13 protein-coding genes are annotated in these 13,558 nt (G+C 67.4%); 8 read left to right on the top strand and 5 right to left on the bottom strand.

Going from position 1 to position 13,558, the window contains the following annotated elements; translation table 11 throughout:
- Positions 1–113 precede the first annotated feature (113 nt).
- Both dctA and ACFQ50_RS23515 read left to right on the top strand, forming a co-directional pair.
- Positions 114–1,571 (top strand): C4-dicarboxylate transporter DctA, encoded by a 1,458-nt coding sequence (gene dctA / locus ACFQ50_RS23520; protein WP_377998022.1) that lies wholly within the window; start codon positions 114–116, stop codon positions 1,569–1,571.
- Between the two features lies 1 nt (position 1,572).
- Positions 1,573–2,733, top strand: a complete 1,161-nt coding sequence (locus ACFQ50_RS23515) for a glycerate kinase (RefSeq protein WP_377998021.1) — start codon at positions 1,573–1,575, stop codon at positions 2,731–2,733.
- A gap of 66 nt (positions 2,734–2,799) precedes the next feature.
- Here ACFQ50_RS23515 and ACFQ50_RS23510 read toward each other — a convergent pair whose 3' ends face one another.
- Positions 2,800–2,997, bottom strand: a complete 198-nt coding sequence (locus ACFQ50_RS23510; protein ID WP_306923678.1) for a hypothetical protein — start codon at positions 2,995–2,997, stop codon at positions 2,800–2,802.
- Positions 2,998–3,080: 83 nt separating this feature from the next.
- Complete coding sequence (locus tag ACFQ50_RS23505) at positions 3,081–3,545, bottom strand: GatB/YqeY domain-containing protein (RefSeq protein WP_377998020.1); 465 nt, start codon at positions 3,543–3,545, stop codon at positions 3,081–3,083.
- Between the two features lie 141 nt (positions 3,546–3,686).
- Here ACFQ50_RS23505 and ACFQ50_RS23500 point away from each other — a divergent pair, with 141 nt between their 5' ends.
- From ACFQ50_RS23500 to ACFQ50_RS23485, 4 genes are read left to right on the top strand one after another with little or no spacing between them, the layout of a single operon-like run.
- Entirely contained in the window at positions 3,687–3,845 is a 159-nt protein-coding gene (locus tag ACFQ50_RS23500) for a hypothetical protein (protein WP_214854297.1), read from the top strand.
- Between the two features lie 36 nt (positions 3,846–3,881).
- A complete protein-coding gene (locus ACFQ50_RS23495) occupies positions 3,882–4,646 on the top strand; it encodes a M50 family metallopeptidase (RefSeq protein WP_377998019.1) in 765 nt (254 codons plus the stop codon).
- A 9-nt stretch (positions 4,647–4,655) separates the two neighbouring features.
- Complete coding sequence (locus tag ACFQ50_RS23490; protein ID WP_377998018.1) at positions 4,656–5,834, top strand: glutathione S-transferase family protein; 1,179 nt, start codon at positions 4,656–4,658, stop codon at positions 5,832–5,834.
- Between the two features lie 17 nt (positions 5,835–5,851).
- Positions 5,852–6,973: an aromatic acid exporter family protein gene (locus ACFQ50_RS23485; protein WP_377998017.1), complete on the top strand. Its 1,122-nt coding sequence runs from the start codon at positions 5,852–5,854 to the stop codon at positions 6,971–6,973.
- A gap of 58 nt (positions 6,974–7,031) precedes the next feature.
- On the opposite strand, the gene ACFQ50_RS23480 is transcribed toward ACFQ50_RS23485, so the two are convergent.
- Genes ACFQ50_RS23480 through ACFQ50_RS23470 form a run of 3 tightly spaced genes read right to left on the bottom strand, consistent with a single transcriptional unit; the run spans position 7,032 to position 10,619 of the window.
- Positions 7,032–7,943 (bottom strand): MaoC family dehydratase, encoded by a 912-nt coding sequence (locus tag ACFQ50_RS23480; RefSeq protein ID WP_377998016.1) that lies wholly within the window; start codon positions 7,941–7,943, stop codon positions 7,032–7,034.
- Positions 7,940–9,274: a 3-oxoacyl-ACP reductase gene (locus ACFQ50_RS23475; protein WP_377998015.1), complete on the bottom strand. Its 1,335-nt coding sequence runs from the start codon at positions 9,272–9,274 to the stop codon at positions 7,940–7,942. The genes ACFQ50_RS23480 and ACFQ50_RS23475 overlap by 4 nt, the downstream gene beginning before the upstream one ends.
- Positions 9,267–10,619 carry an acetyl-CoA C-acetyltransferase gene (locus ACFQ50_RS23470; RefSeq protein ID WP_377998014.1) on the bottom strand — a complete coding sequence of 451 codons (1,353 nt, stop codon included), beginning with the start codon at positions 10,617–10,619 and terminating at the stop codon, positions 9,267–9,269. Before ACFQ50_RS23470 ends, ACFQ50_RS23475 begins: the two co-directional genes overlap by 8 nt.
- 61 nt (positions 10,620–10,680) lie before the next feature.
- Here ACFQ50_RS23470 and ACFQ50_RS23465 point away from each other — a divergent pair, with 61 nt between their 5' ends.
- Both ACFQ50_RS23465 and ACFQ50_RS23460 read left to right on the top strand, forming a co-directional pair.
- Entirely contained in the window at positions 10,681–11,367 is a 687-nt protein-coding gene (locus ACFQ50_RS23465; protein ID WP_377998013.1) for a TetR family transcriptional regulator, read from the top strand.
- Between the two features lie 35 nt (positions 11,368–11,402).
- Positions 11,403–13,511, top strand: a complete 2,109-nt coding sequence (locus ACFQ50_RS23460) for an acyl-CoA dehydrogenase (protein WP_377998012.1) — start codon at positions 11,403–11,405, stop codon at positions 13,509–13,511.
- The last annotated feature ends 47 nt before the right edge of the window (positions 13,512–13,558 follow it).

The raw sequence follows: 13,558 nt of genomic DNA, 5'->3' as shown, positions 1-13,558 counted from the left end.
TCGCGGAGGTCCCTTCCCGACGCTCGCAAGCTCGCGTCGGGGCCCCCAGGACGCCGCTTGTCCCCTTACCCTTCAGACCATCTCCAGCGACATTCCACAACGAGGTAGGAATCATGGATCACATCACCACCGCCGGCGGAGCAGCGGCAGCTAAGAAAGCCCCGAAAACACGTTGGTACCGGCAGCTCTACTTCTGGGTTTTGACAGCCATTGTCATCGGCATCCTTGTCGGGTGGCTGGCACCGTCCGCCGGCATCGCCATGGAGCCCATCGGAACCACCTTTGTGAACTCGATGAAGATGCTCATCGGCCCGATCGTGTTCCTGACCATCGTGGGCGGCATCGCCAGCGTCGCCGACCTGAAAAAGGTGGGGATGACCGGGCTCAAGGCCCTCACCTACTTCCAGATCGGCACCATCTTCGCCATGATCTTCGGCCTGGTTGCCATCAACATCTTCCGCCTTGGCGACGGCGTCAACGCTGATGCCGGCTCGATCAAGACGTCCGACTCCGCAGCCAAGCTCATCGATGCCGGCCAGCACCAGGAGTGGTGGCAATTCCTCACCCACATCATCCCCAACAGCATCGTGGGACCCTTCGTTGAGGGCGACATCCTGCAGATCATCTTCATCGCCGTCGTCTTCGGCATCGCCCTGAACGCCATGGGCAAGGTGGGCGCACCCGTCCTGGACGGTGTGCAGCGACTGACCGCTGTCATGTTCAAGATCCTGGGCTTCATCATGAAGGCTGCCCCGATCGGCGCCTTCGGGGCGATGGCCTACGCGGTGGGCAAGTTCGGCGTCTCCTCACTCACCAGCATGGGCGGACTCATCGCCCTCTTCTACGCCACGTCGATCCTCTTCGTCATCGTGGTCCTCGGCTCCGTCATGGCCTTCCTGAAGCTGAACATCTTCACCATGATCCGCCACCTCAAAGAGGAATACATGCTCATCCTGGGCACCTCCACCGCAGAACCCGCACTGCCAGGACTGATGCGCAAGCTGGAGCACGCCGGCGTGAAGAAGGAAACCGTGGGCCTCGTTGTCCCCACGGGCTACAGCTTCAACCTCGACGGCGCCGCCATCTACCTGTCCCTCGCTGCGCTCTACATAGCCCAGGCCACCAACACAGACCTGACCATCGGCCAGCAACTAGGCCTGCTCGCGGTCATGCTGCTCACGTCCAAGGGCGCGGCGGGTGTCGCCGGCGGCGGCTTCATCGCGCTCACCGCCACCCTGACCACCATCGGCACCATCCCCGCGGCAGGCATCATGCTCATCTTCGGCATCGACAAGTTCATGTCAGAATGCCGGGCCCTGGTGAACTTCACCGGCAATGCCGTCGCCACTCTCTTCATCGCCTGGTGGGACCGCACGCTGGACGCCGACCGGGTCCGCCGGGTATTCGCCGGGGAAGCCGTCGAGCCGATGCCCGCCGAGGACCCCGTCCAAGCCGACGACGCCACCGACATCGACGGGGACCTGACCGAATACGGCCACCACACGCCGAGGCACCACGCTGACCCTTCCACCTCCCACGACCGCCGCCGTGCCTACTCGGAATCCGTCTGACATGCAGAACGCCACCGCCCCGACGCCCGTACGGGCCCTGATCGCACCCGACAAGTTCAAAGGCAGCCTCACCGCGGGCGAGGTTGCCCACGCCCTGGCAGCGGGGCTCCGCTCCGCCGCCGATGTGGCCGGCAGAACCGGAGCGGTCCACTGTGAACTGCTTCCGCTGGCCGACGGCGGCGACGGCAGTGTCGATGCCGCCGTCGCCTCCGGCTTCACCCACCGCAGCGTCACCGTCTCTGGCCCCACTGGCCGGCCGGTCCACGCGCGAATAGCGTTCGACGGCGCTACGGCGGTTGTCGAGGTAGCGAACACCTGTGGTCTGGCACAGCTTCCGGATGGCCACCTGCAACCGCTGGATGCCTCGAGCCGCGGGTTTGGCGAAGCGGTGGTGTTCGCGCTCAGTCTTAACCCGGCAAGGGTGGTCCTGGCACTCGGCGGCAGTTCCAGCACCGACGGCGGCATGGGCATGCTCGCCGCCCTGGGCTACCGCTTCCTGGACGCTGCCGGCCGAGAGCTGGCCGGCAGCGGCCGGGACCTCGCCAAGATCCGCTCTGTCCGGCGATCCCCCCTTCCGGAACTTTCCGGCGTCGAACTCGTGGTCGCCAGCGATGTCCGCAACCCGCTGACCGGACCGAACGGTGCACCGGCAGTCTTCGGTCCGCAAAAGGGCGCGGGTCCCCGGGACATCGCGGACCTGGACAGCGGCCTGGAGAACCTCGTCGCCACCATGGAGAACGCCGAGGTGGCCAATGCCCGGGCGCTCGCCGGGCACGAGGGGGCGGGAAGCGCAGGCGGACTCGGCTACGCGTGCCTTCTGCTGGGGGCCGCGCACGTCTCCGGTGCCGACTACTTCCTGGACCTGCTGGACTTCGACAGCCGCAAGGACGCCTGCGACGTCGTCATCACCGGCGAGGGCAGCATCGACGAACAGACGCTCGCAGGCAAACTCCCGGCCGCCGTCGCCCGGCGCTCGGGCGGCCGCCCGATCATCGCGGTGGCCGGCAGGTCCCTGCTCCCGAGGGAACGCTGGGCCGAGATGTCGTTGAGCCGGGTATACACGCTGGCGGAGTACACCGACCAGGACTCGTCCAGGGACCCCGGACTGTCAGCGGCCCTGCTGGGCCGGATCGGGCAGGACATAGCGGCAGCCCTCCCGTAGCAGAAGACAGAACCAGCAGAGGTCGCAACGAAAGGCCCCGCACCAGCGGGGCCTTTCCTTGTGTGCCTACGCGTTCTCGCGGATGCGGTCAGGCTCACGGTCAGCGGTTTCCTCCAGCCTGGCGAGGTAGGCCCACATCCTGCTTTCCTCTGCCTGCACCTGGGGTTCGGGGGTCTCGGCCGGTCTTGCTTCCGGGCGTCCCTCGGCCTCCTTGGCCGCTTCCTTCCTGTAATTCCGCCATCCCTCACACGATGAATAGCACATCACCGACCTCCTAACAGTTGGTGTACCTTAATCGTCCTCCCATTGCCGGACCGTGTCGATTAGAGGAAGGGTCGATTGGCTGCTCAGGCCAGCCGCTGGCGGACGATGTCGCTCACGGCCTTTCCATCGAAGCGGCCGGCCACCCGGGCCGTGACGGGCTTCATCACGGCGCCCATGTGCCGCACGGACAGTTCCGTGCCCTCCGCCTGCAATCCTTGGATGACATCGTCGACGATGCCCTCCACCTCGGCGGCGGAGAGGGCTTGGGGCAGGTACGCCTCGATAACCTCCGCCTCGGCAATCTCCGCAGCCGCACGCTCCGGCTCCCCCGCTTCGGCATAGATGCGGGCGGTGTCGTGCCGCTTTGCCGCCTCCTTCTGCAGCAATGCAGTCACCTGCGCGTCGTCCAGTTCCACCGGCGTCTTGCCGGACTTCTCCCGGGTCTCGATTTCGCCCAGGACGCTGCGGACGGTGCCCAGGGCCACCTTGTTGTGCTCCTTCAGATGTGCAACGACGTCGGCGTGCAGGCGTTCCTTCAGCGTGGCCATGGTGTCCTTCTCTCGGCATCAGCGTGTACCTCAATCGTGGACCAGCCCGTGCGGTGCTGCCTAGGCCCGGTACTGCCCCGGATCAGGTGTTGCCGCGTGTCCTTCGCCGTTGCCGGCGCCGTTCGCACATATGTTCTATGTATGGAAGAGGAACATCCCGGTGAACTTGCCGGGCAGATGTCAATCAACGAGCTCCTTGTCGCGATGGGCGAAGCCCCCGTCGAAAGCATGCTGCATCTGGTGGTTCCGGACGACGCCTCATCGCTGATGGAGGATCCGCCCACTCTGCCCGGGCTGTGAGCCGCCGTTAAGGTGCTGCCTGTAGGCTTGATCCCCATGGTTTACCTGCAAGTCCCCGGCCCGTCCCTGCCCGAACAATGGTGGGACCGGGTGGCCGCCGGATTCACCCAGACCGCCGTTCCCGCAGTCTCCGTCACCGAGCTTCTGGCCGTCGTGCTCATCGCGGCGGCGCTCTCTGTCCCCCGTGTCACCTGGCGCTACTTCGGTCTGCTCGCCACGGTGACCCATGAACTGGGGCACGCCTTTGCGGCCCTGACCAGCGGCCAGCGGCTGGGCGGCATCAGGCTGCAGCTCAATCACGGCGGCACCACCACGTCCTACACAAGGGGGCGCGCCGCCGCAGTCTGGTCTGGTTTCTGGGGCTATCCCGTTCCCGGCGTGACCGGGGCCGCGCTGGTGTGGGCGGGCTTCAGCGGCTGGGGTCCGGCCGCGCTGTCTGCCGGACTGCTGGTCCTGCTGGCTTCGCTGATCTTCATCCGTAACGCCGCCGGCGTGTTGATCCTGCTTGGGGCCGTGGTGGCGGTGGCTGCGATGATCATCAATGTGCCTGCCGCATTCACCGGCCACGTGGCCATCATCCTGGGCGTGGCCCTCCTGGTTGCCGCTGTCCGGGACCTGTTCAAGCTGACCAATGTCCACCTCCGGCGCCGCGACCAGCTGCGGTCTTCCGACGCCTACATCCTGTACCGCGCCACCGCCGTGCCGTCGGGCATCTGGATCGCACTGTTCTCCCTGGTGGTGGCGGCGTGCTGGGTGCTTGCCTGGCTGCCGATGTCGCGGGTCTTTGGGACGGCAACATAGTCTGGTGCCATGAGTGAGAAGACCAGCACAGTCGAAGCACACAAAGGACGCCATGCAGGGGAAGCGCGAAGCAGCGAGCTGCACGCCGCGGAACCACAGAGCAGGGAACCGCGCAGCCCGGATCAGCAGGGTACTGACCAGCAGGGCACGGATGAACACAGCACAAAGGGCGCCTACGTCACCGGCGGCGAATTCAACCGGGACACCAACTACATCGAGGACCGCATCACCCGGAGCGGCACCCCCGGGCCGAACGGTGAACCAGGCTGGCCGGCGGTGCCGGGACGCTACCGGCTGATTGCCGCACGGGCATGTCCGTGGGCCAACCGCACCGTCATTGTCCGCCGGCTCCTGGGGCTCGAGGACGTCATCAGCCTCGGCCAGCCAGGCCCCACCCACGATGCCCGGTCATGGACCTTCGACCTGGACGCGGACGGCAAGGACCCGGTGCTGGGTATCGAGCGCGTGCAGGAGGCCTACTTCCGCCGTTTCCCGGATTACCCCCGCGGCATTACGGTCCCTGCTGTCGTGGATATCGCCACCGGCGCGGTGGTGACCAACAACTACCCCCAGATCACGCTGGACTTCTCCACGGAATGGACCGACTTCCACCGCCCAGGGGCGCCGCAGCTGTACCCGGAGCACCTGCGTGCGGAAATCGACGGCGTCAACAGGCGCGTTTTCACCGAGGTCAACAACGGCGTCTACAGGTGCGGGTTCGCAGGTTCCCAGGAGGCCTACGATGCTGCCTACAACCGGCTGTGGAACGCGATGGACTGGCTCGAGGAACGGCTTACCGGCCAACGGTACCTGGTGGGCGACTCCATCACCGAGGCGGACGTCCGGCTCTTCACCACGCTCGCGCGCTTCGACGCCGTCTACCACGGCCACTTCAAGTGCAACCGGAACAAGCTTAGCGAAATGCCCGCGCTGTGGGGTTATGCCCGGGACCTGTTCCAGACCCCCGGCTTCGGGGACACCATCGACTTCGTGCAGATCAAACAGCACTACTACATAGTGCACGAGGACATCAATCCCACGCAGATCGTCCCAGCCGGCCCGGAACTGTCCGGATGGCTAACGGCACACGGGCGGGAGTCCCTGGGCGGCAGCCCCTTCGGCGACGGCACTCCTCCAGGTCCGGTCACGGCGGGCGAGGAAGTGGCCGCCGGCCACGGAGTCGGCTAGCACCGCCGGGGGCCCCGATGAGCACCTCGAATCAGCACGAGGCAGGCCGTGATCCGCTGCCGCGCAGGATCTGGCGGTCAGTATCCACCAGAATTGCCCGGGCCCTCGCCGCACCGCGCCTTCAACTTGCCGCCAAGGCGGGACTGGCGGCAGGCATTGCCTTTTGGGTGGCCCCTCTCATGCCCGGGGGCGCCGCCCACTACGCGTACTACGCCCCGCTCGGGGCGCTGGTTGCCATGTACGAGAACGTGTCGGGTTCCATCCGCCAGGGCTTCCAGACCCTGGTGGGACTGGGGGCCGGCATCGGCCTGGCCTTCCTCCTCTTCAGTTTCGGGGCCACACCGGTCAGCGTCGCAGCGGTCATGGCCTTGGGCGTGCTGCTCGCGGGGCTCCCGCGCCTGGGCGCCGGCCGGGACTGGATTCCGACGGCGGCTCTGTTGGTGCTGGTGGTAGGCAGGCAGAACCCGGACGACTTCTCCTTCGGCTACCTGCTGCAGATGGGCGTGGGCGTGGTGGTGGGCGTCGCCGTCAACCTGCTGGTGTTTCCGCCGCTGCACTTCAACGCAGCCGCCCTCAGCCTCGCGGAGCTGCGGCTGTCGCTGGCCCGCCAGCTGTCGGACATGGGCGCGGCGATGCACGAAAATTGGCCGCCCGAACACGAGGACTGGTCGCGCCGGTCCGAGGACCTGGCCGAGTCGGCCCGCTCGGTTCGTGCAGCTGTCCAGAAGGCTGATGCGAGCAGGGCGGCAAACCCGCGGCGCCGTTTCCATCCGCGTGACGTGGATAAGGATTACCGGAGCGTGCGCGATCTTGAGCACATTACCTTCCACATCCAGGACATGACCGAGGTGCTGGCCGACGTCATCTGGAGCGAGGATATGCCCTTCACCATTCCCCTCCCCTACAGCGAGCCGCTCGCTGAGGCACTGTCTGCCGTGGGTGAGGTGCTCCGCTCAGCGGAGGAGGAGGACGACGCCGAACGGCAGGCAGAACTCTTCCACGCGGCCCATGCGGCGGTCGCCTCCCTCGAGGACCGCACCGCCGCCGACGGAAACGGGGCCGGCACGCCGAGCGCCGCAGGCTCAATCCTGCTGAGCCTGCACCGCATCCTGCGGGTCGCCAACCCGAACGGCAAGTAGCCCGTCCGCATTCTGCCGGGCTGCAGCTGTGCCCGCGTGCCGCAGCACACCCCCAGTGCTACAGGGCAGCCACCGACCCGCTGAAGTGCTTCCGGCCGGACCTCGGATTCCATGCCACGTAGTCCGACCGCAGCCACCCGCCTTCCCCGGATTCCGCCGTCGAAATGTCCAGCGCCACCCGTGCGGGAAGGAAAACGGGTGCCTCAAACCCCACGTCCCAGCGGAAGGCGTCGCCTTTCGCCGCGCCCACATCCGCCAGCGCCCTCGACGCCAGGTACATGCCGTGGGCGATGGACCGGCGCAGGCCCAGGGCCTTGGCGGACAGAATACTGAGGTGGATCGGGTTGAAGTCCCCGGACACGGCAGCGTAGGCGCGGCCCGTGTCCACGCCAAGCTGCCAGAGCCCTGTGGGGTCCGGTGCCGTGAAGCCCTGCGGTGCGGCTGCCGCCGAGGCCTTGTCGATGCCGGGCAGGAAAACACCCTTGGCGAGATAGGTGGACACGCCGCACCAGCACGCAGCGCTGTCACCGGCGGCGCGTACCTCTACGGCGATATCCACCTGGGTTCCGGCGCGGTGCGCCCGGAGCGTCTCCGCCCTGGCCACAATGTCCAGCGGTTCGTTGAACCTGACCGGCCCGCGGTACTCAATCACGTTCCGCAGATGGATCATCCCCAGCAGGGGCAGCGGAAAATCGTCGCGGTTCATGACGCTCATCGCCACAGGGAACGCCAGCGCATGGATGAACCCTGCCGGCAGAATGTCACTGGCAGTCTCACCGAGCAGGTGCTGGAAGGCCGTGAGGTTATCGACGTCGGGCAGGACATCCCGGACTTCGTGGCTCACGGCGGGCAGCACGCCGTCGGCATGCGAGCCCAGGATCCTGCGGCGGGCGGCCGCGGCCGCCGCGTTCACGTACAGCTTTGAGAGGGACGGCATCTCCCCCAGGATGAGGGGCTGGCTGCCGGTCATGCCCCCACCAGGTTTTGTCCGCACACCCTCAGCACCTCTCCGGAAATGCCGCCGGCGGAATCGCCCGCGAGGAAGGAAATGGCCTCGGCAACGTCCCCTGGCTGCCCGCCCTGCTGCAGCGAATTCAGGCGCCGGGCGATCTCCCTGGTGGCGAACGGGATCCGGGCCGTCATCTCTGTCTCGATGAATCCCGGTGCCACCGCGTTGATCGAACCGCCGTACTGCGCCAGGAGCGGTGCGGTGGCCCGGACCATGCCCATGACCCCGCCCTTTGACGCCGCATAATTGGTTTGTCCGCGGTTGCCTGCGATTCCGCTCGTGGAGGCAACAGAAACGATGCGTGGCGCGGAACGGAAGTGTTCAGAGCCAAGAAGGGCCTCATTGATGCGAAGCTGGGCCGCGATGTTCACATCAATAACCGACCCCCAGCGGGACGGGTCCATGTTGACCAACAGTTTGTCCCGGGTGATGCCGGCATTGTGGACCATGATGTCGAGCCGGCCGTGGCGGTGCGCGGCGTGGTCGATGATCCTTTGCCCGGCATCGTCCCGCGTGATGTCCAGCTGCAGCGCGGTGCCGCGGATTCCGTTGGCAACATCCGCCAGGTGATCCCCGGCCGCGGGGACGTCCACAGCCACTACGGTGGCGCCGTCACGGTGCAGTGTCCGGGCGATGGCCGCGCCGATGCCGCGGGCCGCTCCGGTCACAACGGCGACCTTTCCCGCGAGCGGTGCGTCGGCGTCGCCGGGCAGGCTGCCTTCCGCGGATGTGACGCGGACGAACTGGCCGTCCACGAACGCTGACCGGCCGGAGAGGAAGAAGCGCAGCGCACCCAGGGCCGACGGGGCACTGGGGCTGACGCCCTCGGCAAGGAGGATGCCGTTTCCGGTGGCGCCCGCGCGCAGTTCCTTGGCCAGTGAACGCAGCAGCCCATCCACGCCCTGGCGGGCGGCGGCCGTGGCTGGCGTTCCGCCGGGCACTCGCGAGATGGTCACCACCCGCCCGCCGGGGGCAAGGTCCCGCAGTGACGGTGCCGCCGCCAGGACCGGGCGCTCCAGGTCGCCGGGCGTTTCGAGGGTGTCGAGGACCAGCACGATTCCGCCGAGCTTTTCCTTGGGAACAGCGTGGCGGCGGACATCGAGTCCCCACGAAAGCAGCGCCGCCGCGATTCCGTCCGCACCGGGTCCGGCACCGCCAACCAGCACAGGTCCCTCGATCAGTGGCTGGCCGGGCCGGTAGCGCCGCAGTTCGGCCGGCTGCGGCAGACCGAGCTTCCGGGCGAGATCCCGTCCGAGGCCGTGCTTAACGAGCTTTGCGTAGGTGTCAGTCATGGACTTCCCCCGGCGTGTTGCCTTCCGTGTACGCTTCGAGCAGCGCGACGACGCCCTGGCCGCCTGCAGCGCAGACGGACACGAGCCCCAGGGCGGGGCGTCCTCCGGCGTTGCCTTTCTCATGCAGCATCTTTGCCAGGGTGGCCACGATGCGTCCGCCCGTGGCAGCGAACGGGTGCCCGGCTGCGAGCGATGATCCGTTGACGTTCAGCTTGGACCGGTCGACCTTCCCGAAGGCACCATCCAGTCCGAGGCGCTCGCGGCCGAACTTTTCGTCCTCCCAGGCGGCGAGGGTGCTCAGCACCGTCCCGGCGAAGGCTTCGTGGATCTCGAAGAAGTCGATGTCGTCCAGCGTGAGGCCGTTGCGTGCCAGCAGCCGGGGGACGGCGAATGCCGGCGCCATGAGCAGCCCGTCCTTGCCATGGACAAAATCCACGGCGGCTGCCTCGCCGTCCAGAACGGTGGCGAGCTTGGGCAGGTCATGCTGGTCGGCCCAGTCCTCCGAGGAAAGCAGCACCGTGGAGGCGCCGTCCGTCAGCGGCGTGGAGTTGCCGGCTGTCATGGTGGCTTCGGAGCCGAGGTTCCGGCCGAACACGGGCTTGAGGGATGCCAGCTTTTCGCGACTCGTGTCGGGCCTGAGGTTCGAGTCCCGGGTGAGGCCCCGGTAGGGAGTGAGGAGATCGTCGAAGAATCCGGCGTCATAGGCGGCGGTAAGATTCCGGTGGCTGTTGAGGGCAACCTCGTCCTGGGCCTCGCGGGAGATGTTCCACTGGGCCGTGGTCAGGGCCTGGTGCTCGCCCATCGAGAGGCCGGTCCTGGGCTCTCCGGTGTTCGGCGCGTCCGGGGCGAGGTCCTTGGGGCGCAGCCGGGCCAGGATCTGAAGCCGCTGCGGAAGCGTCTTGGCGCGGCTGAGGTCCAGCAGCACCTCGCGGAGGCCTTCGCTGACGGCAATCGGGGCGTCCGAGGCAGAGTCCACGCCGCCCGCGATGGCGGAGTCCAGCTGGCCGAGCCTGATCTTGTTGGCCAGGCCCAGCACCGTTTCCAGGCCCGTGGCGCAGGCTTGCTGCAGGTCATAGGCCGGAGTCTCGGGCGACAGCGCCGAGCCCAGGACTGCCTCGCGGGTCAGGTTGAAGTCCCGGGAGTGCTTGAGGACGGCGCCCGCGGCCACTTCGCCGATGCGCTCCTCCTGCAGGCCAAAGCGGGCGATCAGGCCGTCCAGGGCTGCGGTGAGCATGTCCTGGTTGGACGACTTGGTGTACGCGCCGCCTGTCCGGGCGAACGGGATCCTGTTGCCGCCGACCACCACGGCTTTCCGCACGGTTTGAGGCTGACGATCCACGGGCATGTGCTATCTCCTTTGATCCGGCTGGTTATCGATACCCAGCGTACCTGATACGCTGGGTATCGTGAACCAAACCCCTCCTTCCCCGCCCGCCGGCTCCGCGTCAGAAGCCGTGGACGGCCGCGCCTCGCGGTGGCGGGGGCACCGGGAGGAACGCAGGCGCGAACTCATCAAGGCAGCCCGGCGTGCTGTGCACACACTCGGCAGCGACGCGTCGATGGAGGACATTGCCACCGCCGCCGGCACGTCCAAGTCCGTGTTCTACCGGTACTTCGGCGACAAGGCCGGACTGCAGCAGGCGGTGGGGGAAGTGGTGCTGGGACAGATGCAGCAGCGCATCAGGGAGGCGGCGCAAAGCGCGCAGACTCCTCGGGAAGGCCTGTTCGCCATGGTCTCCGCCTACCTCCAGATGGCTGAAACCAGCCCCAACGTCTACACCTTTGTCACCAGGTACTCCGCTGCGGAGTCCGACGGCGGTCCCACCCCCATCACGACGGCCGGCGCCCTGGGCCATTTCTTTGACGCCATCGCAGACATGATCGCCACGCCCATGCGGGCCCACCTCGGCGAAGGCAAGGAATCCGTCATCGGCTACTGGCCCAACGCCGCCATCGGACTGGTCCGCAACGCCGGCGAGCAGTGGCTGGCCAGCCCGGACTCCCCCGCCAGGCCGGACCAGGAAACCATGGCACGCCAGATCACGGACTGGCTGTGTGTCGGCATCGCGCCGGCGCTCACCGACATTCAATAGCACCGGAACCTGTCAATACCAACGAAGGAATCGACATGACTGAAGTAGCTGACCGCGCGGCAGGCGCAACCGCCCACACACCGTCCGGGCGGCGGGAGGTCCCAGGGACGGCAAGCCCGCTGCCCGCCGTCGACGTCGCCGCCCTGGGTGAGCTGCTGCTGGGCAAGTGGGCCGACGTCCGCCGGCAGGCGCGGAACCTGGCAGCACGTGAGGAGCTCCACAAGGTGGAAGGGCTTACGCCCACGGAGCATCGCCTGCGCACCTTTGGGCAGCTGCGGCACCTGGTGGACAGCGGCGGCGTCCACCGCGCCTTCCCGGCTGCCTTCGGCGGGTCCGACGACCACGGCGGCAACATCGCAGGTTTCGAGGAACTGGTCACCGCAGACCCGTCCCTGCAAATCAAGGCCGGTGTGCAGTGGGGCCTGTTCGGCTCGGCCGTGATGCATCTGGGCACGGCGGAACACCACGAGAAGTGGCTGCCGGGCATCATGAACCTTGACATTCCGGGCTGCTTCGCCATGACCGAAACCGGACACGGCTCCGACGTCGCCAGCATCGCCACCACAGCAACCTACGATCCGGACGCCCAGGAGTTCGTGATCCACACCCCTTTCCGGGCCGCGTGGAAGGACTACATCGGCAACGCGGCCATCGACGGCCTCGGCGCCGTGGTCTTCGCCCAGCTCGTGACGAACGGCGTCAACCACGGCGTGCACGCGTTCTACGTTGATCTGCGCGACCCCGCCACCGGGGCATTCCTGCCCGGGATCGGCGGCGAGGACGACGGCGTGAAGGGCGGACTCAACGGCATCGACAACGGCCGGCTGCACTTCGACCACATACGCGTTCCCCGCACCAACCTGCTCAACCGCTACGGCGACGTCGACGCCGGCGGCAACTACACCTCCTCCATCGCGAGCCCTGGAAGGCGGTTCTTCACCATGCTCGGCACGCTGGTGCAGGGCCGCGTGAGCCTCGACGGCGCCGCCGTCGCAGCCTCCAAGCTCGCACTGAAGACGGCCATTACCTACGCAACCGAGCGGCGGCAGTTCAACGCCTCGTCCCCCGTCGAGGAAGAGGTGCTGCTGGACTACCAGCGGCATCAGCGGCGGCTCTTTACCCGGCTGGCCACGACGTACGCCGCGGGCTTTGCCCATGAGCAGCTGCTGGAAAAGCTGGACGATGTCTTCTCCGGCGCCCACGATTCCGACGAGGACCGCCAGGACCTGGAAACCCTGGCAGCGGCGCTGAAGCCGCTGAGCACGTGGCACGCACTGGACACCCTGCAGGAATGCCGCGAAGCTTGCGGCGGGGCCGGTTTCCTGATCGAGAACCGCTTCGCCTCGCTCCGCGCCGACCTCGACGTCTATGTCACCTTCGAGGGCGACAACACCGTCCTGCTGCAGCTCGTGGCCAAGCGGCTGCTGGCCGACTACGCCAAGGAATTCCGCGGCGCCACGTTCGGCGTGCTGGCGAGGTATGTGGTCAACCAGGCCGCCGGGACCGCCGTCCACCGCACCGGGCTGCGCCAGGTGGCACAGTTCGTGGCGGACAACGGGTCCGTCCAGAAGGCCGCCATTGCCCTCCGCGACGAGGAAAGCCAGCGCGCGCTGCTCACCGACCGCGTCCAGACCATGGTTGCCGAGGCAGCCACTGCACTCAGGGGTGCCAACAGGCTGCCGCAGCGCGAAGCGTCAGCCCTGTTCAACCAGCACCAGGACGAGCTCATCGACGCCGCCCGCGCGCACGCCGAGCTCCTGCAGTGGGAGGCCTTCACCGAGGCACTGGGCAAGGTCGCCGACCCGGGAACCAGGACCGTGCTGACCTGGCTCCGGGACCTCTTCGGCCTGTCCCTCATCGAGAACAATCTCTCGTGGTACCTGATGAACGGCAGGCTCTCGATGCAGCGCGCACGGACCGTGGGCGGGTACATTAACCGGCTGCTGGTCAAGCTGCGCCCCCATGCGCTGGACCTCGTGGACGCCTTCGGCTACGGCCCGGCCCACCTCCGCGCCCCCATCGCCACCGGCGCTGAAAAGGTCCGCCAGGACGAGGCGCGCCATTACTACCGCGTGCAGCGTGCCAGCGGGTCAGCTCCCGTGCCGGAGAAGTCACTAGCGCCCCGCTCCACAACCGCTCCCTAACCTTAAAATGCCCGACGGCGGGGACCCGCCAAAGGAGGTCCCCGCCC

Origin of the sequence: Arthrobacter sp. NPDC056493 (assembly GCF_042795115.1) — a bacterium.
GTDB lineage: Bacteria > Actinomycetota > Actinomycetes > Actinomycetales > Micrococcaceae > Arthrobacter.
This window is presented reverse-complemented; position numbering and strand designations above follow the sequence as displayed.

What these genes read in the sequence shown, in the direction of transcription:
- dctA (WP_377998022.1), top strand. Translation starts at nt 114, where the DNA reads ATGGATCACATCACCACCGCCGGCGGAGCAGCGGCAGCTAAGAAAGCC.
- ACFQ50_RS23515 (WP_377998021.1), top strand. Translation starts at nt 1,573, where the DNA reads ATGCAGAACGCCACCGCCCCGACGCCCGTACGGGCCCTGATCGCACCC.
- ACFQ50_RS23510 (WP_306923678.1), bottom strand. Translation starts at nt 2,997, where the DNA reads ATGTGCTATTCATCGTGTGAGGGATGGCGGAATTACAGGAAGGAAGCG.
- ACFQ50_RS23505 (WP_377998020.1), bottom strand. Translation starts at nt 3,545, where the DNA reads ATGGCCACGCTGAAGGAACGCCTGCACGCCGACGTCGTTGCACATCTG.
- ACFQ50_RS23500 (WP_214854297.1), top strand. Translation starts at nt 3,687, where the DNA reads ATGGAAGAGGAACATCCCGGTGAACTTGCCGGGCAGATGTCAATCAAC.
- ACFQ50_RS23495 (WP_377998019.1), top strand. Translation starts at nt 3,882, where the DNA reads ATGGTTTACCTGCAAGTCCCCGGCCCGTCCCTGCCCGAACAATGGTGG.
- ACFQ50_RS23490 (WP_377998018.1), top strand. Translation starts at nt 4,656, where the DNA reads ATGAGTGAGAAGACCAGCACAGTCGAAGCACACAAAGGACGCCATGCA.
- ACFQ50_RS23485 (WP_377998017.1), top strand. Translation starts at nt 5,852, where the DNA reads ATGAGCACCTCGAATCAGCACGAGGCAGGCCGTGATCCGCTGCCGCGC.
- ACFQ50_RS23480 (WP_377998016.1), bottom strand. Translation starts at nt 7,943, where the DNA reads ATGACCGGCAGCCAGCCCCTCATCCTGGGGGAGATGCCGTCCCTCTCA.
- ACFQ50_RS23475 (WP_377998015.1), bottom strand. Translation starts at nt 9,274, where the DNA reads ATGACTGACACCTACGCAAAGCTCGTTAAGCACGGCCTCGGACGGGAT.
- ACFQ50_RS23470 (WP_377998014.1), bottom strand. Translation starts at nt 10,619, where the DNA reads ATGCCCGTGGATCGTCAGCCTCAAACCGTGCGGAAAGCCGTGGTGGTC.
- ACFQ50_RS23460 (WP_377998012.1), top strand. Translation starts at nt 11,403, where the DNA reads ATGACTGAAGTAGCTGACCGCGCGGCAGGCGCAACCGCCCACACACCG.